Genomic DNA, 25,721 nt, shown 5'->3' on the forward strand with positions numbered 1-25,721 from the left:
AGAGGTAAACGAATATACAGAAGACGGCGAACCGGTAGAAGTTTTACACAACTTTACACTTCCTTAACGGCGCTTAACATCGCAGTCGCTATCAGAAGATCCGTCGGCAATTGCCTCGGAGCCAGTTTGACCAAGATGACCATAGCCCAAGCCCGGTTTCTCTGGCCGAGCGTCCGTGAAAATGCTCCTCCCAGGTCCAACGGCGCATTACCGGCCAACCGCCATTTCCATGTTGCCCGACATCATCGTCTCTGGGCAGGCCTTAACGGAGCGCCCCGCCAGTTGTGCGCGCTGCTTCTGGTCGCCGGCGGGCTCAGTGGCTGCGTCGTGGGTCCGGACTACCAGAAGCCAAGCTTCCCTATGGCTGCAAGCTGGAGCGGGAAGGCGGCCGTCCATGCCGATAAGCCGCCTCAGTTGGCTGAGTGGTGGAAGCAAATGAAGGACCCAATTCTGGACGATCTCATCGCGCAGGCCGTTGCCGCGAACCTAGATGTTGCCACCGCAAAGGCCAAGGTGCGCGAAGCGCGTGCCAGCTATCGAGAGCAGGTGGGCACATTGCTTCCATCGCTCGAGGGTACGGCATCTGCGACGCGCAATCGCACCGCCGCTGCCGCCGGCGCGCCGGCGACGATCTACAACAATTACCAGCCGGGCTTCGATGCAAGCTGGGAACTCGATCTGTTCGGAGGCAACAAGCGCGCGGCGGAAGCCGCGAAATACGGGGTCGATGCGGCAGACGAGGAATTGCGCGATACGCTCGTGACCCTGATCGGGGACGTTGCCACCTATTACATTCAGGCACGGGAATACCAGCAGCTCACCGAACTGGCTCGCGATTCTTCCAAATCCCAGAGCCAGACTGCATCGCTCACACGGACGGAATATGGGGCGGGCGGCTCATCGATGGTGGATGTCTCCAAGGCCGAGGCGCAGGCTGCCTCCACCCATGCCGATATCCCGACCTATGAAATCTCCTATGCCAAGTCCGTCAACAGGTTGGGTGTGCTGCTCGGCAAGTCCCCGCTCCTGCTTGACGGCCTTCTTGGCAAGAAATCGAGGCTTCCAGCGCCTCCTCCGAGGCTATCGGTCGGAATACCCGCTGACATCTTGAACACCCGACCCGACGTCCGCCAGGCTGAACGGCAACTGGCCCAGGCGACCGCAAAGATCGGTGAGGCTGAGGCCAACCGGTATCCCTCGGTGAGCCTGACCGGATCCATCAATTCATCTGCCGCGAGCGTTTCGGAGCTCGGAAAGAAATCCACGATCGGCTGGTCGTTCGGGCCGTCGCTTACAATCCCAATCTTCAAGGGTGGCCAGTTGAAGGCAGCGGTCGATGTCGCCAAGGCGCAGCGCGACCAATACGTGTTCGCTTATCAGTCAGCCGTCCTCTCCGCTTTGGAGGACGTTCAAAACGCCATCGTTTCCCTCAATCGATCGCGTGCCCGGTCGGTGGACCTCGGCAAGGCTGTCGAAGGCTATCGCACGGCCGCCAATCTCTCCAAAAAGCTCAAGACATCCGGTGAAGGCGATCTGTTCGATGTGCTGGACGCCGAGCGCTCGCTGTACTCCGCTCAACAGAACCTCATCGAGACCAGGACCGATATCGCCACTTACTACGTCTCGCTGAACAAAGCCCTCGGGGGCGGTTGGACCGGCCCAATTGACATTTCACAGCCTGCCGCGCGCGACCTGGTCGAAGCGCCGCACCTACGAGCAAAGCCAATCGCCCAATGACAAATTCGCGCCAAATCGAACCGACTGAAAATTCCCGACATCGCTCTAACCGTCTCGTTCATCGGGTGCTGGCGACTGCCATCGTCACCTGTTGGGTAGGCGGGGCACAGGTCTCGGCGGAAGAACAGGCAAAGACCGAGGGAGCAGCTGCATTGACGGTGGTCGCGGTCAAGCCGGAAACCAAGGACTGGCCCGAAACCGTGCCGGCGACCGGCTGGCTCAAGCCGTGGCATGAAGCCGTCATTGAATCCGAAACGAGTGGGCTGCGTATCACCGAGGTCCTGGCGGACGTCGGCAGCGTTGTAAAAAAGGGCGACATTTTGGTTCGGCTCAACCAGGAGACCGTAATTGCGGATCTGCGCAAGGAGGAAGCCGCTGTCGTATCCAAGCAGGCATCCCTGACAAAGGCGAAAGCGGATGCTGACCGGGCCCGCCAAATGAGCGGTTCGGGAGCACTTTCCGATCAGAAGCAAGTTGAATATCTCACGACAGAACAAAGTGCGCAGGCGGACCTCAATTCCGAACAGGCCACGCTTACAAGCCAACGCATCAAACTTGCGCAAACCACGATTGCCGCCGTCGATGACGGCATCATCACGTCGCGATCCGCGTCCTTGGGTGCCGTGGTATCCACAGGAACGGAGTTGTTTCGCCTCACGCGTCAGCAACGCATCGAGTGGCAGGCTGAGATTCCGACCCAATATCCTATGAAAATTAAAGAGGGGCAAACCTCGGAGATCAGACGGCCCGACGGCGCGACTTTCAGGGGTACCGTCAGGCTCATCGCGCCGACAGTCAGCACCGATACGGGTCGCTCGATCGTGTACGTGGCCTTGCCCAAGGAGCCGCAGCCCAGGTCGGGCCTCTATGTGTCGGGGACAATCGATATCGGCAACAAGGACGCCCTGACTGTGGCGGAATCCAGCTTGGTCTTCAAAGACGGCATCAATTACGTTTTCACAATCGATCAGGCGCACAAGGTTCACCGGACACGCGTCGATGTCGGTCGCCGCAGGGACAACCGGGTCGAAATTTCTTCTGGCTTGAAGGGCGATGAGGCAATCGTTCAGTCTGGCGGTGCTTTCCTGTCGGAAGGCGCGCTCGTGAAGGTTGACGGGGCGGCACAATGAATATTTCCGCATGGTCCATCCGCAACCCTGTCCCGCCAATCCTGCTTTTCGCATTGTTGACCGTTTGTGGGCTGCTGGCGTTCTCCAAGCTTCAGGTCCAGAATTTTCCGGACATGGATCTTCCCACCATCAAGATTGCCGCATCGCTGGAAGGCGCGGCGCCGACCCAGCTCGAGACGGAGGTGGCACGGAAGATCGAAGACAAGCTCGCGACCCTGAGCCTTCTCGATCACATAACGACGACGATCACCGACGGGTCTGTCGCCATCAGCGTCTCGTTCAAGCTCGAAAAAAACAGCGAAAGCGCACTGAACGAAGTGCGCAACGCGGTCGACAGCGCCAAGAGCGATCTTCCGTCCGAAATGGATTCGCCAACGGTCTCGAAGGTTACGGTCCAATCATCCGTCCTCGTCGCCTACGCCGTGCGCTCGAAGCAACTGAACGAGACCGAGCTCTCCTGGTTCGTCGACAACGACATGACCAAGGCGCTCCTGTCGGTCGGCGGAGTAGGGGAAGTCGATCGGCTGGGCGGGGTTGATCGCGAGGTCCATATCGACCTCGATGCCAACACCATGACCTCGCTCGGGGTGACCGCATCGGATGTGTCTGCACGGGTTAAATCTGTGCAGTCGGACAAGTCCGGCGGTCGCGGCGACATCGGCTCTTCGCGTCAGACCATTCGCACGCTCGGTGCCGTTCCGTCCGTCGAGGATATAGCGACGTTGGCGATCCCCCTCTCGACGGGACAGAGTGTCCGGCTCGACGAGCTTGGGAAAGTGACGGACAGCTTTGCGGAGCGCTCGTCCCTTGCCTATCTGAATGGAGACCGGGTGATTGCCGTTCAGATCAAGCGATCCAATGGGTTTTCGGACACGGCCGTTGCCGAAGATATTCAAAAGGAGATGAAGGCGTTCGCGTCGCAGCATCCCGAAGTGGAGATCGTCGATGCGTATACGACAGTCAATCCCGTCATCGAAAATTATGACGGCTCGATGGAGATGCTTTACGAAGGCGCCATTCTCGCTGTCATTGTGGTATGGCTATTCCTGCGGGACTTCCGCGCAACATGCCTGTCCGCAATAGCCCTGCCGCTTTCCATCATCCCCACCTTCTTGGTGATGCATTTCTTCGACTACAGCCTCAATACCGTTACACTCTTAGCATTGTCACTGGTGGTCGGCATTCTGGTCGATGACGCTATCGTCGAGGTGGAGAACATTTCCCGCCATCTCCAGGCGGGCAAGACGCCGATGAACGCGGCGATCGAAGCTGCCGACGAAATCGGTCTGGCCGTCATCGCAACCACATTTACCCTTGTTGCGGTTTTTCTACCAACGGCCTTCATGAGCGGCATTCCCGGTCTGATTTTCCGGCAATTCGGGATCGTTGCCTCCGTCGCCGTGCTATCCTCACTTCTGGTGGCCCGCTTTCTGACGCCGATGATGGCCGCTTATCTGTTGAAGCCGGGTCAGGCTGAAGCGGCAGACGGCCGGATCATGGGGGCCTATATTGCGCTGGTCAAAACCTGCCTCAACCATCGCAAGATGACGATGCTTGTGACCGGCATCTTCCTTGTCCTGTCCTTGTCGAGCATCCCGTTCCTGCAAACCGGCTTTTTCCCCGCCTCGGACGACGCCCAAACGCAGGTCACCCTGACGCTTCAACCCGGCAGCACACTGGACCAGACGGATGCCGTATCGAGACGTGCGAGCGACATCGTCTCCAAACTCACCGATGTCACGCAGGTCTTCAGCGTCGTCGGCAGTTCCTCAAGCAGCAGCGGGATAGATTCCACGACAACGGCGGATGTGACGAAGGCGACCCTCGTCGTGAACCTGACCGACATCAAGAAGCGCAGCAGAAAGCAGGCTGCGATCGAGAGCGACATCCGTAACGCGCTCTCCTCTCTTGCCGGCGTGCGCGTCGAGGTCGGGACCGGCGGTAATGGCACCAAGCTCGAGTTGACGCTGGCCAGTGATGATCCCACCAGCCTGGAGCAGGCGGGAAGTGCGCTCGAGGAACAGCTCCGGACACTCAAGGGCATCGGTGCGGTCACATCGAGTGCAGCGCTGCAAGCCCCAGAAATCCAGATAAGGCCTGATTTCGCAAAGGCTGCGGCGCTGGGGATTACATCGGAAACGATCGCCGAGGCGGTCCGGGTGTCCACCAATGGCGATTACTCCAACGCACTGGCCAAACTCAATCTGCCGCAACGCCAAATTCCAATCCGCGTGCGTTTCAATGCCAACTCCTGCGAGGATATCGATGCCATATCGCAGCTGCAGGTGGCCGGCGCGAACGGCAAGGTCGCGCTCGGAAGCATCGCCGCGATTTCGATCGGCGGCAGTCCATCCGAGCTCGATCGGATCGATCGGGCCCGAAACATCACGCTGTCCATCGAGTTGAACGGGCGCATCCTGGGGGACGTGAACAAGGAGGCCCAGGCGCTCTCCGCACTTCGCCAGCTTCCGCAGGGTGTTCACCAGGTGGAGCAGGGGGAGTTGCAGCGCAGTTCCGAGCTTTTCACCAGTTTCGGGACCTCAATGGGCATCGGGATCTTTTGCATCTATGCGGTCCTTGTTTTGCTCTTTCATGACTTTTTCCAGCCCGTCACCATCCTGATGGCGCTTCCGCTCGCACTCGGCGGTGCATTGGCACCGCTCCTCATCACGGGAACGAGCTTCTCCATGCCAGCCATTATCGGGCTGATCCTGCTGATGGGCGTGGTGTCCAAGAACTCGATTCTCCTCGTCGAGTACGCGATCATGTCCCGCCGAAACGGCATGGCGCGCTTCGAGGCACTGGTCGACGCCTGCCACAAGCGAGCCCGGCCCATCATCATGACAACCATCGCCATGGGAGCAGGCATGATGCCGGCCGCCATGAGCCTGAGTGGCGGCGATTCGAGCTTTCGCCAGCCGATGGCGATCGTGGTCCTGGGAGGCCTGATTACATCGACGTTCCTCAGCTTGCTCATCATCCCGACCGTCTACACCTTCGTGGACGACCTCGTCGGCCTGCTAAAACGACTGTTCGCAAGCAAGGCGGAGCAGTCGGCAGAGGGCCTGCAAACGACGACGGCAACGGCAACAAAATGATCTGGATCATCCCAGTCACAGGAGGACTTCGGCTCGACGGTAAAAGCCCCTCGCTGATTTCGTGCGTCCAAAGCCGGCCTTTCGCCCTTATGCAGCCGCAAGCCGGTCATTCTCATCGGGTCGGAACGGGCATCGGCCCGCTGGCGGGTTTGCGCGCGCCGACGACTCGCTGCAGCCGATTAACCTTCAATTCGGCACCCGTCACCCTCTAAATGACGCGCTATGGGCCGAGGAGATTTCCGATTGGAGGACTAACGCTCGGCTGACCTTGGTCTTGACCGCTTATTCGGGGACACAGACGCCTAGGTCCTGGACATTCTGCGCAACGAGCTCGTTCTTTCCGTCCTGTTCCTGTATTATGACCTCAATAGGCGCTCTCGACGCGGTCTTTTTGAATCTTGAATTGTCTCAATCCGGAATTGGCTGTTCTCATTCAGCGATTGCACGTAGAAAACCATCTTGTCTCTCGCATCGGCTGGCTTCGCGCCGCGGTTCTCGGCGCAAATGACGGTATCGTCGCGACGGCGAGCCTGATCGTTGGTGTAGCGTCCACCTCCACTGCTTCTTCGGATATACTCGTGGCCGCCATTGCCGGCATGGTGGCGGGTGCAATGTCGATGGCGGCTGGCAAGTATGTATCCGTTAGTCAGCGTGAACACTGCATAGTTCAAGCTTCTTCTGGCCAGGTCAGGTCGGGGCCAATCCGATCCGCCACTGATAAGGCGGCGGCGTGCCGTTCACGGCGAAATCGCCAACGATTCTATCTTTGTAAATGCGTGGATTATGTGATGCCAGCGTGCGGGCATTGCGCCAATGGCGGTCGAGGCCGGCTGAAATCCGGGTGGCGGACGCCCCAAGCGCGTCGAAGGCAATCGTTGCGGCTTCGAGAACGAGATTGCTTGTGACGGTGACGGCCTGCGAGGTTTCCAGCTCGGCGATGGCATTGGCCCTCTCCTCGGCCTCTGGATCGCCGGCAAAATGGGCCTTATGGGCCCGCTCCACGGCGGCGGCAACCTGCAGCACAATCGCACTTGCAGCATAGGCGTTGGACCGCAAGCGACCGGCTACCTGCAGAACCTGTGGGTCCTGGCTTGAGCGCGGCCCGGCGCTGTTCGAATAATGGCGAGTGCGCGCCGCTACAGCCTGCGCCACCTCGTTAGCGAGCGAACGGCCGATACCTGCGAGAGTGGCAAGATGGACCAGCTGGTAGAAGGCAGCGCCGTAGCGAAACTTGTCGTCGTCGACGACAATGTCACCGGGATCGACAACCGCGTCCGTAAAGACGGTCGTGCCGCTCGCCGTCAGCTTCTGGCCAAAACCGTCCCAGTCGTCGACAACGTTGACGCCGGGATCGTTACGCCGAACCTGTAGCGAGACGCCCTCTCCCTCCAGCCCTGTCGCGCCGACGTCGATCCAGTCGGCGAAGATGGATCCGGTGGTGTAGTATTTGGTGCCGTTAACGACGAGCCCGCCGTCCTTGCGCGAGACCCGCGTCGAGAAGGCATCCTGCTTGGCGGCCCCGACCTCCGTCCACGCATTGCCAGCTATCTCGCCTCGGACAATGCGTTCGACCCAGCGCTGGCGAGACCCGCCGGGCGCCTTGTTAACGACATCCTCGACAAATCCGAAATGCCCGCGCAGCGCTTGGGTAATGTTTGAATCGGCGTTGGAAAGCTCGATCAGTATGTTGGCCAGTTCCGGCAAGCTCGCACCCATTCCGCCTTCGGCGACCGGTATGCGCAGTGCGCCCAGTCCCGCTTGCTTCAACCGGTCGATCTCGGCCTGTGGCAAGGTACGCATCAACTCGCGGTCGAGCGCGCCTTTGGCAATATCGTTGAACAGAGGGCGGAAGCTCGAAGCCAGTTCCTCATAGCGTTCGGTTGGGCCTGCACCCCATGCAAGATCTATCTGGGTGGTCATCATGAAGTCCTTGTCAGTTTTGGATCTAAAGGAACCGTCAGTTAATTGTGACTGCTGCCGCGCCGCCAAGATAAAAATCCTGAACATCCTCGCGAGCGCGCAAGTCAGCTGCAGTCCCCGAAACGGCGATGCGCCCATTTTCCAAGATGTAGCCGTAGTCGGCGTATTTCAGCGCGAGATTGGCATTCTGCTCAGCCAGCAGGAAGCTGACGCCAGACTGTCTGTTCAGCGCCCGGATGATCTCGAATATCTCCTGGACGATAATCGGTGCCAGGCCCATTGACGGCTCGTCCAGCAGTACGAGGCTGGGCTTTGTCATCAATGCTCGACCGATTGCCACCATCTGCTGCTCGCCGCCCGAGGTCAGGCCAGCTTTTGTTCGACGCTTGTCGCGAAGACGCGGGAACCAAGCATAGATCTGCTCGAGATCGTCGAGTAACGCCCGGCGCGACGGTTTTCGGACAAATCCGCCAGCGAGAATGTTCTCTTCGACTGTCAGTTGCGGGAAGCAATGGCGACCCTCCAGAACCTGAACGAGTCCTTTGCCCACCAGCCTTGAAGCTGACGACGTACTAACGGATTGGCCGCGCCAACTGATGCTGCCACGACTTACCTTACCGCGCTCGGAGCCCAAGAGATTGGAGATTGCCTTCAGGGTTGTCGTCTTACCGGCGCCGTTCGCGCCGAGGAGGGCAACTATCTTGCCTTCCCCGACCGAAAGCGACACATCCCGCACGGCGAGAACGGCCTGCCCGTAGACGGCCTCTATCTCCTTGACTTCGAGAAACCCTTCCGCCTGTGTGGCCATGTTACATATCCTTTTAGTGTTAGTTGACCGCGTCGGACGGACGGGGCGTGATGCCTTTTTCTTTCGCGTAGGCTGCGGCCCTGGCGTAGATGGCATCCTTGAACAGCGGTCGATCTCCTTTCAGCCAATCGGTTTTTGCCGTCCATCTCGTGCCGTCCCACTGGACGATCTTGGCAGCGGGACTGCCCTCGTGATCCTGTGGCGTCACCTTGATTGGGCTCATGAGGCCCGTGGCACCGAGTTCCTCGATACGCTCGGCGGTCAGGTTGAGATGTTCAACGGCCCACTGCCCTTCGGCTGAAGTCAAAGGCCGGTTTCCGTACTTGGCTTGTCCCGTCCGCAGGATCTCGGTGTAGAGGACCGCCTGCAGCAGGCCGGCATTGTAATAGACCGAACCGAACTTCGAGCCGTCGCTCAGATCTCCCTTGCCGGCATCGATGATGTTCTTTTTAATCTCCTGGCTGACCTTGAAATCTGTCCCAGACGGGAACACGGAGACCGCCAGATAATTTTTGGCGGCTGGTCCGGCGGGACGCGCGTCTTCTTCCGATCCGGTCCATATATCGCCTATGATGTGGTCGGCCGGGAAGCCGACGCGGGCCGCAGTCTTCAGGCCAACCGGCGACATCACGCCCCAGGCTCGGAAGAAAACCCAATCGACGCCGGCGCGCTTGATCTGCTGCCACTGCGCCTGCTGCTGTTGGCCTGGGTCCGGAACGGGGATCTGGATATTTTCGAAGCCGTATTTCTTGGAGAGGATCGCCATGGGCTGGATGGTTTCACGCCCATAACCCGAGTCGTGGTAAAGGGTGGCAATCTTCAGTCCCTTCAGCTTGTCATAGCCGCCCACCGTATTGGCGATGTGCTCGACGACGATTGAAGCCTCGGTCCAGTAGTCGAATAGCAGCGGAAACTGATAGGGAAAGACGCTTCCATCGACGGCATCGCCCCGACCGCCGGCGACCGACACGATCGGCAGCTTGTCTTGGCGGGCCTTGTCGGAGACGGCGGCGTCGAAGCCGCTCGATGTGGTGAAGAGCACAGCAACCGGAGCGCCGGCATATCCATTTTTATAGCGCTCGTAGCATTCGAATGCGCGTTCGAGCGTATACGCCGTTTCACATTCCTGAACGAAGATCTTGACGCCGTTTACCCCTCCGTTCGCATTAATATAGTTGAAATAATCCCGATAGCCGGCCCACTGCGGAATGCCGGATGGCGCGTAGGGCCCGGTGCGGTAGGAAAACAGGGGGAAGAGCTGCTGGCCACTTCCCTCTTCCGCGTGTGCGGCTGCGCCGAGAGTTGATAAAGCGATCAATGCTGTGGCGCTGAGCGTGATTGTCTTAGAAAAAAGAGACATGGTAACCCCTTGATGCGGTGGTTGAAGGATAGCGATGAGAATGATTGATCGGGGCGACCGCCATTTGCGCTTGTCGCCAACAGGCTTCATTCGGACCTTTTTGCCCTAAACATGCCGACCGCGCGGCGAATGAGCGCCGTCAGGCCGTCCGGCTCCTTGATCAGCAGGACGATGATGATGACGCCAAAGACGATGCGCTGCAGGTTTGTCAGGGCGCCTTGATCACCGATGAAGGACAGGTGGGCTGCCAGGACGACGCGATCGAGCAGGATCGGCGTCAGGACAATGAAGGCGGCGCCGAGGAAGTTGCCGAAGATGGTCGCAACGCCTCCGATCAGGACGATGAACAGGATCTGGAAGGACTTGTCGAGACTGAAGGTGTGGGCGTCCGACGTACCGAGATAAGCGAATGCCCAGAGAATGCCGGTGATGCCAAGAAAGAAGGAACTGATAGCATAGGCTTGCAGCTTGCGCCGCGCGACCTTGATCCCGAGCACCGATGCCGCCGTCTCCATGTCGCGGATAGCCATCCATTCGCGCCCCAGGCGGCTCCGGACGATGAGCAGGGCGAGACCGACCAAAAGGGTCGTGACGCCGGTGGCCAGCAAATAACGGCCCAGCGGCGTTTGCAGGTCGTAGTTAAACAGGGTCAGACGCGGCGCCGAAATAGTCAGCGACTGACTGTCGTTGGAGAACCAGCTGAAGTTGCTGAACAGCCATTCGAAAAGGAACTGTGCACCGAGCGTTGAAGCGCTAAGATAGAAACCCTTGATGCGCAACGCAGGCAGGCCGAAGACGACGCCGGCAAGTGCAGCAACGAGCCCCGAGGCCAAGAGGACGACTGGCAGCGGCATGCCAGGAACTCTCAGGATGAAATTGTACGCGGAAAAGGCGCCGATGGCCATGAAGGCGGCAGAGCCAAGCGACACCAGCCCTGTATAGCCCTGCAGAAGATTGAGGCCGATGCCGGCAAGTCCCATGACGACCGTCGGAATGATGATGGAACTCAACCAATAGTCATTGGCGATTGCCGGTATGAGTCCGAAAACGACGGCTAGGCCGGCGGCCATCAGGAGGTATCGCGCATTGGGCGCAATACGCCCACTGGTGGGAAGGCTTGTATATTGAAATGCGGTCATCATCACACCCTTTCGATTTCGCGCTCGCCGAACAACCCTGAGGGCCGAACGAGGAGGAAGGCGATGGCGAGAATGTAGGCGAACCAGGAGGAGACACTGCCGTTGACTAGCGGGCCTATGTAGATGTCGGCCAGCGCCTCGCTGGCGCCGACGATCAGACCGCCCGCAATAGCTCCCGGGATTGACGAAAAGCCGCCGATAATAAGTACCGGTAGCGCCTTTAGCGTAATGAGGGACAGCGAATACTGAACCCCTTGGCGTGCGCCCCAAAGTAAGCCGGCGACAAGGGCGACGATTCCTGCAACGCTCCAGACGATCCGCCAAATAGCGGGCAAGCGGATGCCGATCGATTGCGCTGCCAGCGTATCGTCGGCGACAGCCCGCAGCGAGATCCCCATGCGGGTCTTATTGAACACCAAGGCCAGCACTGCCACCAATGCAACGACGATGAACGACGCGACGATGTCAAACTGGCTGATGAGGATGCCGCCGTAACTCCCGGCGATATCCTCGACACCGATGTCGAGCATATGGACGTCGGTGCCCATAAAGAACTGCGAGGCGCCGTCAACCACGAAGCTCAGACCAAGCGTCGCCATGAACAACGTCAACGGATCACGGTTGCGCAAGGGTCGCAGAACCGTCGCCTCAATCAGGACAGCCGCAGCTATCATCAGCGCGACCGTCAGCACGAATGCGATCCAGAAATTTACCTCGTGTTCGACAAGCGTGACAAAGGCAAGGGCGGCGAGGAACACCATCGATCCCTGGGCATAATTGAACACGCCGGAGGCCTTGTAAATCAGCACGAAACCGATGGCGACGAGCGCGTACATTAGCCCCGCAAACAGTCCGGTGACCAAGGTTTCAAAGAAAAAGGACATGGGCTCTCCTCAATGAACCGTGCCGAGATAGGCCGCGATGACGTCTGGATCGGCGCGCACTTCAGTAGGAAGGCCGTCGGCGATCTTGCGGCCGTAGTCTAGGACGACGACATGATGAGCAAGGTCGAGCACGATGCCGACATCGTGCTCGATCAGCACGACGGTCGTCCCGAAGGTCCGGTTGACCTCCGCAATGATCCTGCTCATCTCATGCTTTTCCTCTTGGTTCATGCCGGCCATCGGCTCGTCGAGGAGAAGAAGTTTGGGATCAGCAACGAGGGCACGGCCAAGGTCGACCCGCTTCTGCAAGCCGTAGGGCAGGGTCGAGACGATGGTCTCGGCATGCCGCTCGAGGCCGAGGAAGACTAGTATCCTTTCGGCGCGGGCAAGGAATGTCCGCCGCTCCTTCCAATCGCGCCCGATGCGTAGGATGTTCTCGGCAAAACTTGCCTTGCCATGCCGTGAAAGACCGGCCAACACGTTCTCGCGGACCGAAAGCCTACGAAAGAGAGCATTATGCTGAAAGGTTCGCCCGATGCCGAGACGCGCGGCCTTTTGCGGCCGGATTGCCTCGAAGCGCAGGCCGTCAAAGACGACGTCGCCTGAATCGGCACGATAGACTCCGTTGATCACGTTTAGCAGCGAACTTTTACCTGCGCCGTTCGGCCCGATCAGGGCGCAGATTTCCCCCGGCTGCACCGAGAAGCTAAGGGCGCTGATCGCAGTAACGCCCTTGAAGGAAAGTGAGACGTGATGCATTTCCAGAAGCGCCGGCATTACAAGGCCGCCGTTCTAAGCTGTTGCGTTGCCGCCCGCTCAGTCTGGCGACGCTTGAAAGCCTCGATGTCGCGATAGGCGTCTGCGGGATGAGATTTGGCAAGATATGGACCTTCGCCGAACAGTTTTTCGCGCAACGTTCCCGGCCGGTACGCGGTTGGATAGACCCCGCGCTTCTGCAATTCCGGTACGAGCAGATCGACGGCCTGCTCGAAGCTTTCGGGCGTTACCGCGTAGGCAAGATTGTAGCCATCGACATCGGTCTCTTCCGACCACTCCTGCAGGATGTCGGCGATAGTCGACGGCGAACCCACGAAGACTGGCCCAACACCGCCGATGCCGCCCCAGCGGGCGAGTTCCTCCACGGTCCACGCCTTGTCCTTGCCAGCGAAATGCTCGACCATCGAAACGATCGCATTGGTTTCGACCTTCTTCAAAGCATCGGTCGGCGCGTACTGGCCAAAATCGATGCCGCTCCAGCCTGACATGAACACCAGCGAACCGTCATAAGAGCTATGGGCCTGGTATTCCTCGAAGCGCTTTCGTGCCTTCTCGTCCGTCTCGTCGATGATCAGCGTTGAGAGATTGTAGATCAGTACCTTGCGTGGATCGCGACCGGCATCGGCAGCCCGCTGGCGGATCTCGGCGACATAGGCTTTGAGCAATGATTTGGTCGGCGCGCCAACGAAGACGCATTCCGCGTGTGCTGCGGCGAAAGCCTTGCCCGGCCCTGAGGCGCCAGCCTGGTACAGGACGGGCGTACGCTGCGGCGAGGGCTCGCTCAGATGATAGCCCGGGACATCGAAGTATTTGCCCTTGTGGCCAATCTCGTGCACCTTGCTGGGGTCGGTGAAGATGCCGCGAACCGCATCGCGCTGGACCGCGCCTTCCTCCCAGCTGCCCTCAAACAGCTTGTATAGGACCTCAACATATTCGGCAGCGATTTCATAGAGGTTGTCATGCCCCTTCAGACCAAGCTGGCCAATATTCTTCGCACCGCTTTCAAGATACGAGGTCACGATGTTCCAGCCAATGCGCCCCTTGGTGTGGTGATCGGCCGTCGCGAGGCGGCGCGCGAAGGTGTAGGGATGTTCGAAGGATGTCGATGCGGTGATGCCGATGCCCAGGTGTTCGGTCGCAAGCGCGATGGGTGCCGCCAACTGCAGAGGATCGTTGACTGGAATCTGTGCCGCCTGCTCAATGGCGTGATAGTTCGAACCCTTATAAACGTCATAATAACCGATCACGTCGGCAATGAAGATGCCATCGAAGATTCCCCGCTCAAGTGTTCTAGCCAAGTCCTGCCAGTAATCTAAGTCTTTGTATTTCCAGGACCTATCACGCGGGTGTTTCCATAGGCCGGGAGACTGATGTCCGACGCAGTTCATATCAAAGGCATTGAAGCGAATTGAACGCGACATGGCGGCTCCGGCTGCTCGTTTTACTGAACGAGAATCTAATCGGCCGCTTTCCAAATGCATAGTTAGTATATATTTTTAATAGAGTACTTCGTAGAGTTTTTTTCTCTTTTTGCGCTGCCGGAGGTCATCTCTGACACTTGGTCAGCCGTGAGCTCGAATTATTTTCCATTGACTATAATCCTTCCACACATTGGCTAGCGAGCGCTTCAAGCCCGCTATAATCCAATCAACCATCGCCACTCATGCGGTTGATCGAGAAGCTTTCGTTCGGCGTCGGTTTGAAATTTAAGGGCCTCGCTGCGCTGTAGATTGCCACCATCTGGTAAAGCGGCCCAGTGGGGATGCCCTTGGCGATCCAGTTCGAGACTTTTTTGCGAGTCGGCGAGGCGGCGCTTGTCGTCTGAGGACGAGCCAGCCTTGTTGACCAGGCTGCCGATTTCCGGCCTTTTCGCGACTGTCCAACTGCTGCCGGGGTGGAACAATGAGGAGAGGGCGTCGTCGGCATGCGCAGGAGAACGCGCTGATGGCGAGGGTGGGGCCATCTGCCGTCCCCTTCTGGATAAGCTGCAGAAAGGCGGGGTGTCGACCTGAACCATATCGACATCGAAACCTAGGTCCTGCAATTCCTGCAGGATAGCTTCAGCAACGCGTTGGTCGAAGAACGCGCCAGTCGTCAGGTGTAATTTTAGTGGTTTGCCGGCTGCGGCGATCAGCGCCGTGGCTCTGTCGAGATCGTATTCAAGGCCCGAAACACTGTCGCTCCAGTCGAAATGCGCCGGAGTCACCATCTGCGCAAGCGGCTTGTTGAGGCCGTCGAGAATACCTTGTGTTATGCCGTCCTTGTCGATGGCATAGACCGGCGCTGACGCAGCGCCGAATTGTCGAATGGCGGCTTCTTTGAATTGATGCGGATACGGAAGCGTTGCGCCGAAGACAGTGCGCGCAGGCGAATTTTTCGGGCTCAGGTTCAAGGTTAGGCGTTCATTTCTTCAATCTACTAACTCTATCGACAATATTGGTATGTGGCGGCCGACCGGGCTGTATCTGGCACCCGCAAGCCGCAGATACCACGTCGACGATAGGATCATTCAAATGCTCAATAGACAGAAGGGGATCAGCATGAAGCCAAAATTTTTTGGACATTTGACACTGCGTCTCGCCACTCTTTTCGAGCGTGGACAGCGGCAGAAATTGCGCACCCCTGAGGTGTTTCCAGAGCACGAGCGCGAGCGCCCGACCAGTGAATACGAGATGTACTATTGGGGATTCAGCCCTGCACCGTGGTATTGAGGCCCATATATGAGCTATGTCATTGGATACACTTGGCATTTGCAGCTTATTCAGCCGGTCGATCTGAGGCGCAGCTTAGCGCGCTGCGCTGAGACGGGGGCGGTCGTCTTCGCATTCCTGTTCCTGTTCGCATTTGTCGCGGGACTGGTCTGAGGGGAGCTCAACGAGCAGGACCAGGGATTGTTCGCGTCCCAGAATCCTCTTGAGGGAGAAAATCAGGTCATGACCGCAGTCCTAATCTTGCCGGGGCTATTCGGATCGGATGAGGCACACTGGCAGCAGCATTGGTTGCGGGACCAGCCTGACAGCCTATGCGTCGTTCAGGATGATTTCAACAATCCGAGGCTCAGTGATTGGATGCTGCGTCTGGAAGAGGCGCTCGATGCTGTCGGCGAGGCTTATATCGTTGCCCACAGCCTTGGCTGCCTGCTCGCCGCACACCTCGCCGGGAGAGGCGCCGCCAGACAGGTCAAGGCCGCGCTGCTCGTCGCGCCCTGTGATCTAGAGCCGACCCACACTCTTCACCCCGGGAAAGTCCTCTTCGGCGACATGCCGATGGGGCAATTGCCTTTTCCCACTAAAGTCGTTGGCAGCCTCAACGACCGCTACATGTCGCTCGACCGCCTGACGCTGGTCGGCCGTTGCTGGGGCGCAGAGATAAAGAATATCGGTAACGCCGGACACATCAACACGGCCAGTGGCTTTGGTCGATGGAGCGGCGGTTATCAGCTGCTTGAAGGTATGAAGTCACGCACCCGCCGTCGCAGGTCAGTGGCCGAACTGCCGACGTGCCCGGTTCGGTGACGTCGGCGATGTCCGACTGGTAACACACTGATCACGATCGACTTGCGGTCATCTGACACGCTGCAGATTGTAACGACATATTCAGAAGCGCCAGGATTTCGCGTCTTTTAGCTTCAAAGGCGGGGGCTGTCCTGTCTCGCTTTCTTGGCAGCTGGATCGCAACCTCATCGAGTATCTGACCAGGACGTGGGCGCATGACAACGACCCGGTCTGCCAACGCTACTGCCTCCTCGATGTCGTGAGTAACGAGGATCAGCGTCGGCCGCGTATCATCCCAGATATCGAGAAGATGGTCTTGCAGATCTATTCGGGTAAATGCGTCCAAGGCCGAAAACGGCTCATCGAGAAGCAGGACTTTTGGGCGGGTCACCAAGGCACGCGCAATCGCCACACGTTGCGCTTGACCACCCGAAAGCTCCTTCGGCCACCGCGCCGCATAGGATGAGAGGCCGACCTTCTCCAGCGCCTCATTTACAAGGCCAACCCGGTTGATAGCGGTTTGTTTCGGCAATCCAAAGCCCACATTGCCCGCCACCGTCAACCACGGCAGCAGCCTCGGCTCCTGGAAAATCAGATTGATGCGAGGGTGCGGTTCCAAAATCGTTTCTGCGCCCAGCATCACACGGCCACGGCTTGGGTGATCAAGGCCGCTAACTAGACGCAGCAGCGTGCTCTTGCCGCAGCCGGAGCCGCCGATCACGGCGACGATCTCGCCGGGTCTCACCCGCAGTGAAACTCCCTCAAGAGCGTGCATGCCGCCGGCGAATGTTTTTGAAAGACCCTGCAACGACAACATCAGCTCTGCCCCCGGTTGAAAGTGTCCTGCCAGCGAAGCAAAGGGGCGGTGGCCAAGACCAGCAAGCTGTCGGTTGCCTTGCCGATAATTGCAAAACAGACAATAGCCGCCATGATCTGCGCCGGTTTCCCCAATTGCTGGCCGTCGACGAGCAGGTAGCCAAGTCCTTCGGAAGCGCCCATGAACTCTGCGGCGACAACGAACATCCAGCCAAGTCCAAGACCAGCCCGCAATGCAATCACGTAGGCAGGAAACACCGCTGGCAGCAAAATGCGCCCGACCATCGCAAAACCTGACAGCCGAAAGATGCGGCCGACCTCAACGATCTTGCGATCGACCGACTGCAGCGCGCCGGAAAAGCCAAGATAGACAGGAAAGAACACGCCGACGGCAATCAGCGCGATTTTTGATGTCTCGAAGATACCGAGCCAAAGGATGAACAAGGGCACCCAGGCGACTGAGGGGATGGCCCTTAACGCCTGCAGGGTCGGATCGAGCAACTGGCGAGCCAGCGGAAAATAGCCCGTCAGCGCGCCGGCAATGGTGCCAGCCACGGTTCCGATACAGAATCCCAGCAGGACGCGAAGCGTCGTGATCCACACATGTGTCAGCAACTCGCCACTCTGCAACAGTGCCCAGATTGTCTTCATCACCATCGACGGCGGCGGCATCAACCGTCCACCCATCCAGCCGAGATCGACAGCCACTTCCCAGAAAATGAGTAGACCAGCGGGAATGATAATTGCCTTGGCAATGCGCACGGAAAAAGCCGCGAGCGCCCGTCGTTTGCGGGCGCTCGCGGCTTGCTTATCGATAGTCTGCCTGACTTCGGCTGCATCCGTCATGGAGTGAACCGTAACCCTACCGAGTATCTGTGACGGCAAAGTCCGTATCGATTAGTTCACCTGCCACCTTCTCGACATCCGCCCCTGCCTGTATGACTCCGGCCTTCTGTAATGCCTTTCCAGCCGCGACAACGGTTTCCCTCTGGGCTGTACCGATGGTCGGCTTGGTGAGGTCGGTGCGCTCGAGTTGCTTGTCGATCACGTTTTCCGGTAGCTTCGCTGCCTCGACCAGCGCCGCCTTGAGCGCTTCAGGGTGCTTTAGGGCATCTTGGCGTGCCCGCTCGTATACCGCAATCACGCGCTTCACGATGTCTGGATGCTCTGCAGCGAACGTCTCCGTGGTGTTCAGCACGCCCCAGGTATTGTTCTCGGGCTTGCGGAAAAAGAGCTTCGCGCCCTCTTCGACCTCGGCCGATGCCATCAGGGGGTCGAGGCCCGCCCAGGCGTCAACATCGCCACGCAATAGGGCGAGCTTACCGTCGGCATGTTGCAGCAGCACAAGCTTGACATCCTTTTCTGTCAACCCGGCATCTGCCAGCGCGCGCACGAGGAATATGTGTGGATCGGTGCCACGCGTGACTGCGATGGATTTGCCCCTGAGGTCGGCTACAGACTTGATCGGGCTGTCTGCACGGGTGACTAGAGCCGTCCACTCAGGCCGCGAAAAAACATATATCGATTTGACCGGATTGCCGTTGACACGGGCAATCAGCGCCGCGGCGCCGGCTGTCGAGCCGAAATCGATCGAGCTCGCATTAAGGAATTCCAACGCCTTGTTGGATCCGGCCGACTGCACCCAGGTGATCTTGATGCCGTCATTCTTGAACTCCTTTTCCAGCAAGCCCTCCTTCTTGAGAAGCAGGCTTACCGGATTGTAGGTAGCCCAGTCGATGCGGATCTCTGAAAGCTGGGCCGCCCCTGCAGACCCGGCGACCATGCCGACGGCGACTGCAACTCCCAAGAATGTAGCTCTGATCGTCGACATCATCTGGGGCTGCCTCTTGTTTTTGATTTGACGAAAAAATTGTCTTATCGCAATCGTAAGAGAAGGCACCCCGATGCGGGACGCAGATTTCTCTCATTCGGCTGCCTCAACAGGAATAATTTTTCGAGAATAGCTGTGCCGACGGCAGTGGACATCCCGAGCGGTGGGGATAGGCCAACTGATGTCTAGGCCGCGTGCCGCATTCACGGCGACAATGCCACGGGCAAGTGCTGGCCGATGTCGCAGTTGTATACCGAACGAGCCGCGAGACAGGGTCTGCGGATGGGATCGGAGACAAGTTGCAAGGAAAGATGATCTTACGCGTCGGTTGTTTTGCATATACCGACAAAAATAGCACACTAATTTAATAGAGGATATTGCGCCTGCAGCCGCATGCCGTACCCTTGAGAGGAATTCACATCAAGGGCTCTCCCATGCGCAACAAGACTACCTTCATGGCCGCAACATTCGCCGGCATCGCATCGCTGCTGTCATCGACTGCCTTTACGGCGGATGTCGCGAAACCGGTACCAGGTGGCACGCTGGTCTATCTCGAGCAGCAGGCCCACACCAATCTCTATCCGCCGGCCGGCGGCTTCTACCCGAACGGCGGCATCCTCAACCAGATCACTGACAAGCTGACCTACCAGAACCCAAAGACGCTGGAGATCGAGCCGTGGATAGCCGATTCCTGGACTGTAAACACCGATGCCACCGAATATGTCTTCAAGCTGCGCAAGGGCGTGACCTTCTCCGACGGCACGCCGCTCGATGCCGACGCGGTGGCCAGGAACTTCGATACTTTTGGACATGGCAACAAGGCACTGAAGCAGCCGGTTTCCGAAGTCATCAACAATTATGACCACAGCGAAGTTATCGATCCGCAAACGGTAAAATTTGTCTTCAAGAAACCGGCGCCCGGCTTCCTGCAGGGGACCTCTGTGATCGGCTCCGGGTTGGTGTCGTTGAAGACGCTAGGCCTGCCCTTCGAGCAACTCGGCGACGCCACGAAAATCATCGGTTCCGGCCCCTTCACGGTCGCAGCCGAGACCATCGGCAAGGATCTGACGCTGACGGCACGCGGCGATTACAACTGGGGTCCTCAGAAGCTCGTGCATCAGGGGCGCGCCTATCTCGATAGCCTCAAATACATAATTACCGGCGAAGACAGCGTTCGCATCGGCGCGCTGCTGTCAGGGCAAGCGGATTTCATCCGCCAATTGCAAGCCTATGACGAAAAGCAGGTCAGCGACCAGAGCTTCCCGATCTATGCCGCGCCGACCCGCGGCGTCAACGACAGCATTGCCTTGCGACCGGAGAACCCGCTGGTGGCCGACGTGCGGGTGCGCCAGGCGCTTCTGCATGCGACCAACAACAAGGAGATCGTCGAGACCCTGTTTTCTGCCAACTACCCGGCTGCCAAATCCGTGATTTCGTCATCCGCCGCGGCCTATGAGGATCTGTCCGATAAGCTATCCTACGACCCGGCGCTGTCGGAAAAACTTCTCGATGAGGCTGGTTGGGCGAAGGGGGGAGACGGCGTTCGCCAGAAGGACAGCAAGCCACTAACGCTGGCCGTCTACGAATCCCTGCCGCAGCCGCAGAACAAGGCTGTGCTGCAGCTCGTGGCGCAGCAGTGGGCAAAGGTCGGTGTCAAGCTGCAAGTGCTGGCCGGCACCTCGGGCAATGTCGTCGTCGACACCGTCAATCCCGATAAAACGCCGCTGGTGGTTGCCGAAGTCGGCCGCGCCGATCCCGATGTGATCAAAAGCCAGTTCTACCCGCTCAACCGCGATGCATTGCTGCAGAAGGGCGGTCTCAACGCCAAGGCGACCTTCGTCGATGCCAAGCTGAACGGACTCCTGGAAAGCGTTGCGTCGGGAACCGACAGCGCCCAACGCTTTGCCGCCTCCAAGGCGGCGCAGGCATATCTGCTCGACCAGGCCTTTGTCATCCCGATCTTCGAAGAGCCGCAAGTCTTTGCCAGCGCGCCTTATGTCCGCGGCATTGCCTTTGAATCCGTCGGCCGTCCAAGCTTCTACGACACCTGGCTTGCCGAACACTGAAACATATCTGGCCCGGCCAGACGTCCGGGCCAATGCAGTTGATGAGGTCTGTCATGCCAAGATATATCATGTTCAGAGTAGGGCAGGCGGTGCTGGTACTCTGGGTAAGCTTCACGGTTTCCTTCTTGCTGCTGCAGGCGATGCCTGGAGATGCGGTGCTGATCAAATTTCAGAATCCGGACTATGGCCTCAGCCCCGACCAGCTGGCGGAGCTCCGTACCGCCTACGCTGCTGATGGCTCGATATTGCAGCAATATTTTCGCGCCATAGGCAAGTTTCTGACGGGCGATTTCGGCTATTCGTTCAAGGCCGGCGTTCCGGTCAGCTCCGAGCTTGCCACCAATCTACCGGCCACCCTGTGGCTTGCCGGCCTCGGCTTTGCGACCGCAACGCTGTTTGCCATGGTCATCGCCGTGCTCGCCAACATCGCCGGCTTCGGACGATTGCGCACCCTCATCCAGTCGATCCCGGCGCTTTTCATCTCTGTACCGGCCTTCTGGCTTGGGATCATGCTCATTCACCTGTTTTCGTTTCGCTTCCACCTCGTCCCGGTAATCAACCCCGGCCCCTGGCAGGGTCTGATCCTGCCGGTGCTGACACTTGCCGTGCCGATCTCGGCGCCGATGGCGCAAATCCTGTTGCGAAACATCGATGAGGTCTTGACGCGGCCCTTTGTGTCGGTGGCCCGTGCCAAGGGTGCGTCGCATGCCTGGGTGCTTTGGCGGCATGTCGCCAAAAACGCGGCGCTTCCCGTCATGACCGTCGCTGGCGTACTGTTCGGCGAACTTTTGGCCGGCGCCGTCGTTACCGAGACCGTCTTCGGGCTGAATGGCATCGGCAGCCTGACGGAACAGGCGGTCAATAGTCAGGATGTCGCTGTGCTGCAGGCGATCGTCGTTATCTCCGCCACCGCCTTCGTGGTCATCAACCTCGTCGTTGACCTCTTGTATCCAGTCTTCGACCCGAGGCTGAGAGTTGCTTTTGGAGGGATCCGATGAGCCTTCTCGATGTAGCCGGACATACCGTCGAAACAGCGGAAACCGGCGTTGGCGCAGCTGCGCCAGCACCAGTCCTGCTGCCCGAACATCGACGCTCTCGCGGGTTGATCCGTCGTCTCCAACCGGGCCTGATCCTTGGCATCGTCGTTCTTGCCGTCGTCACTTTGTGGGCCATTGTGCCGGGTCTGTTCACGATCTACGACCCCTTTGCCGGCCAGCCGGGCCAGCAGCTCAAGGCACCGAGCGCGCTGCATCTGCTCGGCACAGATTCGCTCGGCCGCGACGTCTACGGTCGCATCGTCTATGGGTCGATCAATTCGCTGTCAGGCGCGCTTGCGGCCGTCTCCATTGGGCTTGTCGTCGGCACGACGATGGGTATTTTCGCCGGCTCGCTCAGCGGCTGGGTTGATGCCACCATCATGCGCTTCGTCGATGTGCTGCTGTCGATCCCGGCGCTGCTGCTTTCGCTGAGCGTCATCGCGCTACTTGGCTTCGGTACGACCAACGCCGCCATCGCCGTCGGCGTCACCTCAATCGCCAGCTTTGCCCGGCTGGTGCGCTCGGAGGTCGTCACCGTCCGCCGCAGCGACTATGTCGAGGCCGCCTTCGGCAGTGGCGGCACTTTCCTACAGGTGCTCTGGCGCCATATCCTGCCGAACTCCCTGACATCCGTCATCGGGTTTACGGCATTGCAGATCGGCTGGGCCATCCTGCAGCTGGCAACGCTTGGCTTCCTCGGTTTCGGCGCACCGCCGCCGACACCCGAATGGGGGCTATTGATCGCCGAGGGGCGAAATTATATCGCGACCGCCTGGTGGCTGACGGCCGCACCTGGCATCGTCGTCGTATTGGTCGTACTCTCTGTCAATCGTGTCAGCCAAGCCATTGGGAGGGCGCGGATATGACCATCGTTCAGACAGTTAACAACGCCGCCTTGCATGCCCTCGACGTCTCCGGCCTAACGGTCGGCTACGAGGACCGGAACGGATGGCGCACCGCTGTTCATGGCATCGATTTTACCGTCGCCGCCGGCGAGGTTGTAGCGCTGGTCGGTGGGTCCGGTTCCGGCAAGAGTTCCACGGCGCAGGCTATCATCGGGCTGCTGCCCTCTAACGGCCGGCTTGAAGGCGGCAGCGTCCGACTTAATGGCCAGGACATTGCACGATGGCCGCAGAAGCGATTGAACGGTATTCGCGGTTCGGTCGTCAGCCTTATCCCTCAGGACCCGGGCAATTCGCTCAACCCGGTCAAGACAATAGGCCGACAGGTGGCAGAAATCCTCACCATCCACGGCAAGGCCTCGGGTGCGCAGGCCTATAAGCTCGCCATCGAACTGCTGCATCGGGTAGGCCTCAATCAGCCCGAACTTAGCGCCGGGCAATATCCCCACGAACTGTCCGGCGGCATGAAGCAGCGGGTGCTGATCGCCATCGCCATCGCTCTCAAGCCATCGCTGATCATTGCCGATGAGCCGACCAGCGCGCTGGATGTTACAGTGCAGCGGCACATCCTCGAGCTGATCGACAGGCTGCGGCAGGAATCGGGGACGGCGGTGCTGCTTGTCACCCATGACCTCGGGGTCGCCGCCGACCGCGCCGACCGGCTGGTCGTCCTGCAGCACGGCGTCATCCAGGAGCAGGGCCGCACCGCCCAAATTCTGCGGCAGCCGAAAAGCAGCTATACCCGTCAGCTCTTGGCGGATGCGCCGTCTCTTAACATCAGACGAAGGCTCTTTGCGGCCATTGCCGTGCAGCAGACAGACGATACGCAGCCGGCGAACGATCTCTCGAAGGACATCATCGTCGTCGAAAACCTCGTCCAGGAGTTTGGACAGGGCAGGGGTGCGGGTTTTCGGGCTGTCAACGACATTTCGTTCCGCGTCCGGCGCGGCACCACCCATGCCATTGTTGGCGAATCCGGCTCCGGCAAGACCACGACCATCCGCGCCGTCGCCGGCTTCCTGCGCCCGACGACGGGTAGGATCGTCATCGATGGGTTGGACCTCGCTTCGCTGAAGGGCGAGACGCTGCGGCTTTTTCGCAAGAAAATCCAGCTCGTCTATCAAAACCCGTTCGGCTCGCTCGATCCGCACCAGACGATCCGCCGGATCGTCGAGGAGCCACTTTTGAATTTCGAGCGGATCGCGCCGGCAGAGCGGCTCGACAGAGTTGCGGCGATGGTGGAAGAGGTCGGCCTGCCGGCCGATGTGCTGCACCGCCAGCCGCGGGCTTTGTCCGGCGGCCAGCGGCAGCGCGTTGCCATTGCCCGGGCGCTGGTCCTCGATCCGCAGATTCTTGTGCTCGACGAAGCTGTGTCCGCCCTCGATGTTACCGTCCAGGCACAGATCCTGACGCTGCTGGAAAAGTTGCAGCAAAATCTCGGCCTCACCTATCTGTTCGTCTCACACGATCTTTCTGTCGTCCGACAAATCGCCGACACCGTCTCCGTGCTCAACAACGGCAGGCTGGTCGAGGATGGCGCGGTGGAAGACGTTTTCGGCAATCCGCAAAACGCCTACACCCGCGAGCTGCTCGAAGCCATTCCGGGCAAGCGCTACCAGCTGTTGACGCGCGCCGCCCTTACCAGTGCAGGATAATCCCATGACCGCTTGCTCTCAGCCAAAGCGCCTTGGCTTCTTCAGCCGCGTACTCGACCAGACGGACGCAGAAACCCGCTATCGCCTTGTCGGCGAACAGATCATCCATGCCGAGAAATTCGGCTTCGACAGCGCCTGGTTAGCGCAACACCACTTTAACGGGGAGGAAGGCGGCCTACCGGCGCCGCTCATTCTGCTCGCCGATATTGCCGCCCGGACCTCGCGCATCCGGCTCGGCACCGGCGTCATCACCCTGCCGATGGAAAATCCCGTGCGGGTGGCCGAAGACACCGCCGTGCTCGATCTCTTGTCAGGTGGTCGGCTGGAGGTCGGCTTTGGCACCGGTGGCACGCCGCAAGCTTTCTTGCCCTTTGGCCTTGAAAGCGCCGAACGCGGACCCGTCTATGCCAGCCACCTCACCAACATCCGCAATGCCTGGAGCGGCGGCGAGTTGCCGGGGGGCAACAGGCTCTATCCGAGGGCGCCGACCCTCGGGGATCGCGTCTGGCAGGCGACCTTCTCTGTCGGCGGCGGCGAGAGGGCCGGCCGCGATGGCGACGGCCTGATGCTGTCGCGCACCCAACCGCGACCGGAGCAGGCACCGTCTGCAGCCCTCTGGGACCTGCAGAACCCGATCATCGACGCCTATCATGCGGCGTTGCCGACCGGGCGTGCACCGCGCATTCTCGGCTCTCGCAGCCTGTTTGTCGCCGACGACCGGAAAGAGGCGTTGCACCTGGCGGAAATCGGCCTTCAGCGCAGCGTCGAGCGCTTTGTCGCTAGCGGCCATGTCATCGCCGACCGGACGACCGCCGGCCTGATCAAGGCCTTCGACGTGCATGTCGGGACGCCGGATGATGTCATTGCCTCGTTAAAGGCCGACACGGCGCTGTCGCGCGTCACCGATCTTGTCTTCCAGGTGCACTCCGTCGATCCACCACACGCCTATATCCTGCGCTCGCTCGAGCTGATCGCCAGCGAAGTCGCGCCTGCGCTAGGCTGGAGCGGGCAGTCGATTCGACCGCTTGGGCGCCTCAATGTGGCAACCATGTGATCGCGTTTTCAAC

General features: G+C 59.4%; 21 protein-coding genes and 1 pseudogene. 11 read left to right on the plus strand and 11 right to left on the minus strand.

Annotated features, from left to right (window positions below; genetic code table 11):
- Window positions 1-282: 282 nt before the first annotated feature.
- The 4 genes and pseudogenes from J5289_RS24370 to J5289_RS24385 form a co-directional block, all read left to right on the plus strand.
- Window positions 283-1,737 (plus strand): efflux transporter outer membrane subunit, encoded by a 1,455-nt coding sequence (locus J5289_RS24370; protein WP_247750702.1) that lies wholly within the window; start codon window positions 283-285, stop codon window positions 1,735-1,737.
- Window positions 1,734-2,867, plus strand: a complete 1,134-nt coding sequence (locus tag J5289_RS24375; RefSeq protein WP_209207078.1) for an efflux RND transporter periplasmic adaptor subunit — start codon at window positions 1,734-1,736, stop codon at window positions 2,865-2,867. The genes J5289_RS24370 and J5289_RS24375 overlap by 4 nt, the downstream gene beginning before the upstream one ends.
- A complete protein-coding gene (locus J5289_RS24380) occupies window positions 2,864-5,965 on the plus strand; it encodes an efflux RND transporter permease subunit (protein ID WP_209207076.1) in 3,102 nt (1,033 codons plus the stop codon). The genes J5289_RS24375 and J5289_RS24380 overlap by 4 nt, the downstream gene beginning before the upstream one ends.
- A 431-nt stretch (window positions 5,966-6,396) precedes the next feature.
- Window positions 6,397-6,618, plus strand: a pseudogene (locus tag J5289_RS24385) (VIT1/CCC1 transporter family protein); the annotation flags it as partial.
- A 34-nt stretch (window positions 6,619-6,652) separates the two neighbouring features.
- Here J5289_RS24385 and J5289_RS24390 read toward each other — a convergent pair.
- The 8 genes from J5289_RS24390 to J5289_RS24425 all read right to left on the minus strand — a co-directional run bounded on the left by J5289_RS24390 (window position 6,653) and on the right by J5289_RS24425 (window position 15,245).
- Window positions 6,653-7,888, minus strand: a complete 1,236-nt coding sequence (locus J5289_RS24390) for an acyl-CoA dehydrogenase family protein (protein WP_257625475.1) — start codon at window positions 7,886-7,888, stop codon at window positions 6,653-6,655.
- Between the two features lie 34 nt (window positions 7,889-7,922).
- Window positions 7,923-8,693 (minus strand): ABC transporter ATP-binding protein, encoded by a 771-nt coding sequence (locus J5289_RS24395; RefSeq protein WP_142831671.1) that lies wholly within the window; start codon window positions 8,691-8,693, stop codon window positions 7,923-7,925.
- Window positions 8,694-8,712: 19 nt separating this feature from the next.
- The gene (locus J5289_RS24400) at window positions 8,713-10,053 is read right to left on the minus strand and encodes an ABC transporter substrate-binding protein (RefSeq protein ID WP_209207072.1); all 1,341 of its coding nucleotides are present in this window, start codon (window positions 10,051-10,053) and stop codon (window positions 8,713-8,715) included.
- An 86-nt stretch (window positions 10,054-10,139) separates the two neighbouring features.
- A complete protein-coding gene (locus tag J5289_RS24405) occupies window positions 10,140-11,123 on the minus strand; it encodes a branched-chain amino acid ABC transporter permease (protein ID WP_374108607.1) in 984 nt (327 codons plus the stop codon).
- A gap of 71 nt (window positions 11,124-11,194) precedes the next feature.
- The gene (locus J5289_RS24410) at window positions 11,195-12,076 is read right to left on the minus strand and encodes a branched-chain amino acid ABC transporter permease (RefSeq protein WP_209207070.1); all 882 of its coding nucleotides are present in this window, start codon (window positions 12,074-12,076) and stop codon (window positions 11,195-11,197) included.
- A gap of 9 nt (window positions 12,077-12,085) precedes the next feature.
- Window positions 12,086-12,853, minus strand: a complete 768-nt coding sequence (locus tag J5289_RS24415) for an ABC transporter ATP-binding protein (protein ID WP_209207068.1) — start codon at window positions 12,851-12,853, stop codon at window positions 12,086-12,088.
- Window positions 12,853-14,274 (minus strand): LLM class flavin-dependent oxidoreductase, encoded by a 1,422-nt coding sequence (locus tag J5289_RS24420; RefSeq protein ID WP_209207066.1) that lies wholly within the window; start codon window positions 14,272-14,274, stop codon window positions 12,853-12,855. The genes J5289_RS24415 and J5289_RS24420 overlap by 1 nt, the downstream gene beginning before the upstream one ends.
- Before the next feature lie 215 nt (window positions 14,275-14,489).
- The gene (locus tag J5289_RS24425; protein WP_247750698.1) at window positions 14,490-15,245 is read right to left on the minus strand and encodes an ABC transporter substrate-binding protein; all 756 of its coding nucleotides are present in this window, start codon (window positions 15,243-15,245) and stop codon (window positions 14,490-14,492) included.
- A gap of 148 nt (window positions 15,246-15,393) precedes the next feature.
- Here J5289_RS24425 and J5289_RS24430 point away from each other — a divergent pair, with 148 nt between their 5' ends.
- Together J5289_RS24430 and J5289_RS24435 are read left to right on the plus strand one after the other, a co-directional pair.
- The gene (locus tag J5289_RS24430) at window positions 15,394-15,564 is read left to right on the plus strand and encodes a hypothetical protein (protein ID WP_153816604.1); all 171 of its coding nucleotides are present in this window, start codon (window positions 15,394-15,396) and stop codon (window positions 15,562-15,564) included.
- Between the two features lie 222 nt (window positions 15,565-15,786).
- The gene (locus J5289_RS24435; protein WP_142831697.1) at window positions 15,787-16,368 is read left to right on the plus strand and encodes an alpha/beta hydrolase; all 582 of its coding nucleotides are present in this window, start codon (window positions 15,787-15,789) and stop codon (window positions 16,366-16,368) included.
- A gap of 31 nt (window positions 16,369-16,399) precedes the next feature.
- On the opposite strand, the gene J5289_RS24440 is transcribed toward J5289_RS24435, so the two are convergent.
- From J5289_RS24440 to J5289_RS24450, 3 genes are read right to left on the minus strand one after another with little or no spacing between them, the layout of a single operon-like run.
- A complete protein-coding gene (locus J5289_RS24440) occupies window positions 16,400-17,164 on the minus strand; it encodes an ABC transporter ATP-binding protein (RefSeq protein ID WP_209185840.1) in 765 nt (254 codons plus the stop codon).
- Window positions 17,164-18,009 carry an ABC transporter permease gene (locus J5289_RS24445; RefSeq protein WP_142831678.1) on the minus strand — a complete coding sequence of 282 codons (846 nt, stop codon included), beginning with the start codon at window positions 18,007-18,009 and terminating at the stop codon, window positions 17,164-17,166. The genes J5289_RS24440 and J5289_RS24445 overlap by 1 nt, the downstream gene beginning before the upstream one ends.
- 16 nt (window positions 18,010-18,025) lie before the next feature.
- Window positions 18,026-18,994, minus strand: a complete 969-nt coding sequence (locus tag J5289_RS24450; protein WP_142831679.1) for an aliphatic sulfonate ABC transporter substrate-binding protein — start codon at window positions 18,992-18,994, stop codon at window positions 18,026-18,028.
- A gap of 434 nt (window positions 18,995-19,428) precedes the next feature.
- Between J5289_RS24450 and J5289_RS24455 the strand changes: the two genes are divergently transcribed.
- Genes J5289_RS24455 through J5289_RS24475 form a run of 5 tightly spaced genes read left to right on the plus strand, consistent with a single transcriptional unit; the run spans window position 19,429 to window position 25,708 of the window.
- Window positions 19,429-21,060 (plus strand): TIGR04028 family ABC transporter substrate-binding protein, encoded by a 1,632-nt coding sequence (locus J5289_RS24455; protein WP_374108598.1) that lies wholly within the window; start codon window positions 19,429-19,431, stop codon window positions 21,058-21,060.
- A gap of 53 nt (window positions 21,061-21,113) precedes the next feature.
- Window positions 21,114-22,058 carry an ABC transporter permease gene (locus J5289_RS24460; RefSeq protein ID WP_209187807.1) on the plus strand — a complete coding sequence of 315 codons (945 nt, stop codon included), beginning with the start codon at window positions 21,114-21,116 and terminating at the stop codon, window positions 22,056-22,058.
- Entirely contained in the window at window positions 22,055-22,963 is a 909-nt protein-coding gene (locus J5289_RS24465) for an ABC transporter permease (RefSeq protein ID WP_209207065.1), read from the plus strand. The genes J5289_RS24460 and J5289_RS24465 overlap by 4 nt, the downstream gene beginning before the upstream one ends.
- Window positions 22,960-24,654, plus strand: coding sequence for an ABC transporter ATP-binding protein (locus tag J5289_RS24470; RefSeq protein ID WP_209187808.1), 1,695 nt, complete (start codon window positions 22,960-22,962; stop codon window positions 24,652-24,654). Before J5289_RS24465 ends, J5289_RS24470 begins: the two co-directional genes overlap by 4 nt.
- A 4-nt stretch (window positions 24,655-24,658) precedes the next feature.
- A complete protein-coding gene (locus J5289_RS24475) occupies window positions 24,659-25,708 on the plus strand; it encodes a putative FMN-dependent luciferase-like monooxygenase (protein ID WP_209207063.1) in 1,050 nt (349 codons plus the stop codon).
- Window positions 25,709-25,721 lie beyond the last annotated feature (13 nt).

The organism is Rhizobium sp. B230/85 (assembly GCF_019355735.1).
GTDB lineage: Bacteria > Pseudomonadota > Alphaproteobacteria > Rhizobiales > Rhizobiaceae > Rhizobium > Rhizobium rhododendri.

Coding starts and splice junctions, on each gene's coding strand:
- J5289_RS24375 (WP_209207078.1), top strand. CDS start 1,734: ATGACAAATTCGCGCCAAATCGAACCGACTGAAAATTCCCGACATCGC.
- J5289_RS24380 (WP_209207076.1), top strand. CDS start 2,864: ATGAATATTTCCGCATGGTCCATCCGCAACCCTGTCCCGCCAATCCTG.
- J5289_RS24390 (WP_257625475.1), bottom strand. CDS start 7,888: ATGATGACCACCCAGATAGATCTTGCATGGGGTGCAGGCCCAACCGAA.
- J5289_RS24395 (WP_142831671.1), bottom strand. CDS start 8,693: ATGGCCACACAGGCGGAAGGGTTTCTCGAAGTCAAGGAGATAGAGGCC.
- J5289_RS24400 (WP_209207072.1), bottom strand. CDS start 10,053: ATGTCTCTTTTTTCTAAGACAATCACGCTCAGCGCCACAGCATTGATC.
- J5289_RS24405 (WP_374108607.1), bottom strand. CDS start 11,123: ATGGCCGCCGGCCTAGCCGTCGTTTTCGGACTCATACCGGCAATCGCC.
- J5289_RS24410 (WP_209207070.1), bottom strand. CDS start 12,076: ATGTCCTTTTTCTTTGAAACCTTGGTCACCGGACTGTTTGCGGGGCTA.
- J5289_RS24415 (WP_209207068.1), bottom strand. CDS start 12,853: ATGCCGGCGCTTCTGGAAATGCATCACGTCTCACTTTCCTTCAAGGGC.
- J5289_RS24420 (WP_209207066.1), bottom strand. CDS start 14,274: ATGTCGCGTTCAATTCGCTTCAATGCCTTTGATATGAACTGCGTCGGA.
- J5289_RS24430 (WP_153816604.1), top strand. CDS start 15,394: ATGAAGCCAAAATTTTTTGGACATTTGACACTGCGTCTCGCCACTCTT.
- J5289_RS24435 (WP_142831697.1), top strand. CDS start 15,787: ATGACCGCAGTCCTAATCTTGCCGGGGCTATTCGGATCGGATGAGGCA.
- J5289_RS24440 (WP_209185840.1), bottom strand. CDS start 17,164: ATGTTGTCGTTGCAGGGTCTTTCAAAAACATTCGCCGGCGGCATGCAC.
- J5289_RS24445 (WP_142831678.1), bottom strand. CDS start 18,009: ATGACGGATGCAGCCGAAGTCAGGCAGACTATCGATAAGCAAGCCGCG.
- J5289_RS24450 (WP_142831679.1), bottom strand. CDS start 18,994: ATGTCGACGATCAGAGCTACATTCTTGGGAGTTGCAGTCGCCGTCGGC.
- J5289_RS24455 (WP_374108598.1), top strand. CDS start 19,429: ATGCGCAACAAGACTACCTTCATGGCCGCAACATTCGCCGGCATCGCA.
- J5289_RS24460 (WP_209187807.1), top strand. CDS start 21,114: ATGCCAAGATATATCATGTTCAGAGTAGGGCAGGCGGTGCTGGTACTC.
- J5289_RS24465 (WP_209207065.1), top strand. CDS start 22,055: ATGAGCCTTCTCGATGTAGCCGGACATACCGTCGAAACAGCGGAAACC.
- J5289_RS24470 (WP_209187808.1), top strand. CDS start 22,960: ATGACCATCGTTCAGACAGTTAACAACGCCGCCTTGCATGCCCTCGAC.
- J5289_RS24475 (WP_209207063.1), top strand. CDS start 24,659: ATGACCGCTTGCTCTCAGCCAAAGCGCCTTGGCTTCTTCAGCCGCGTA.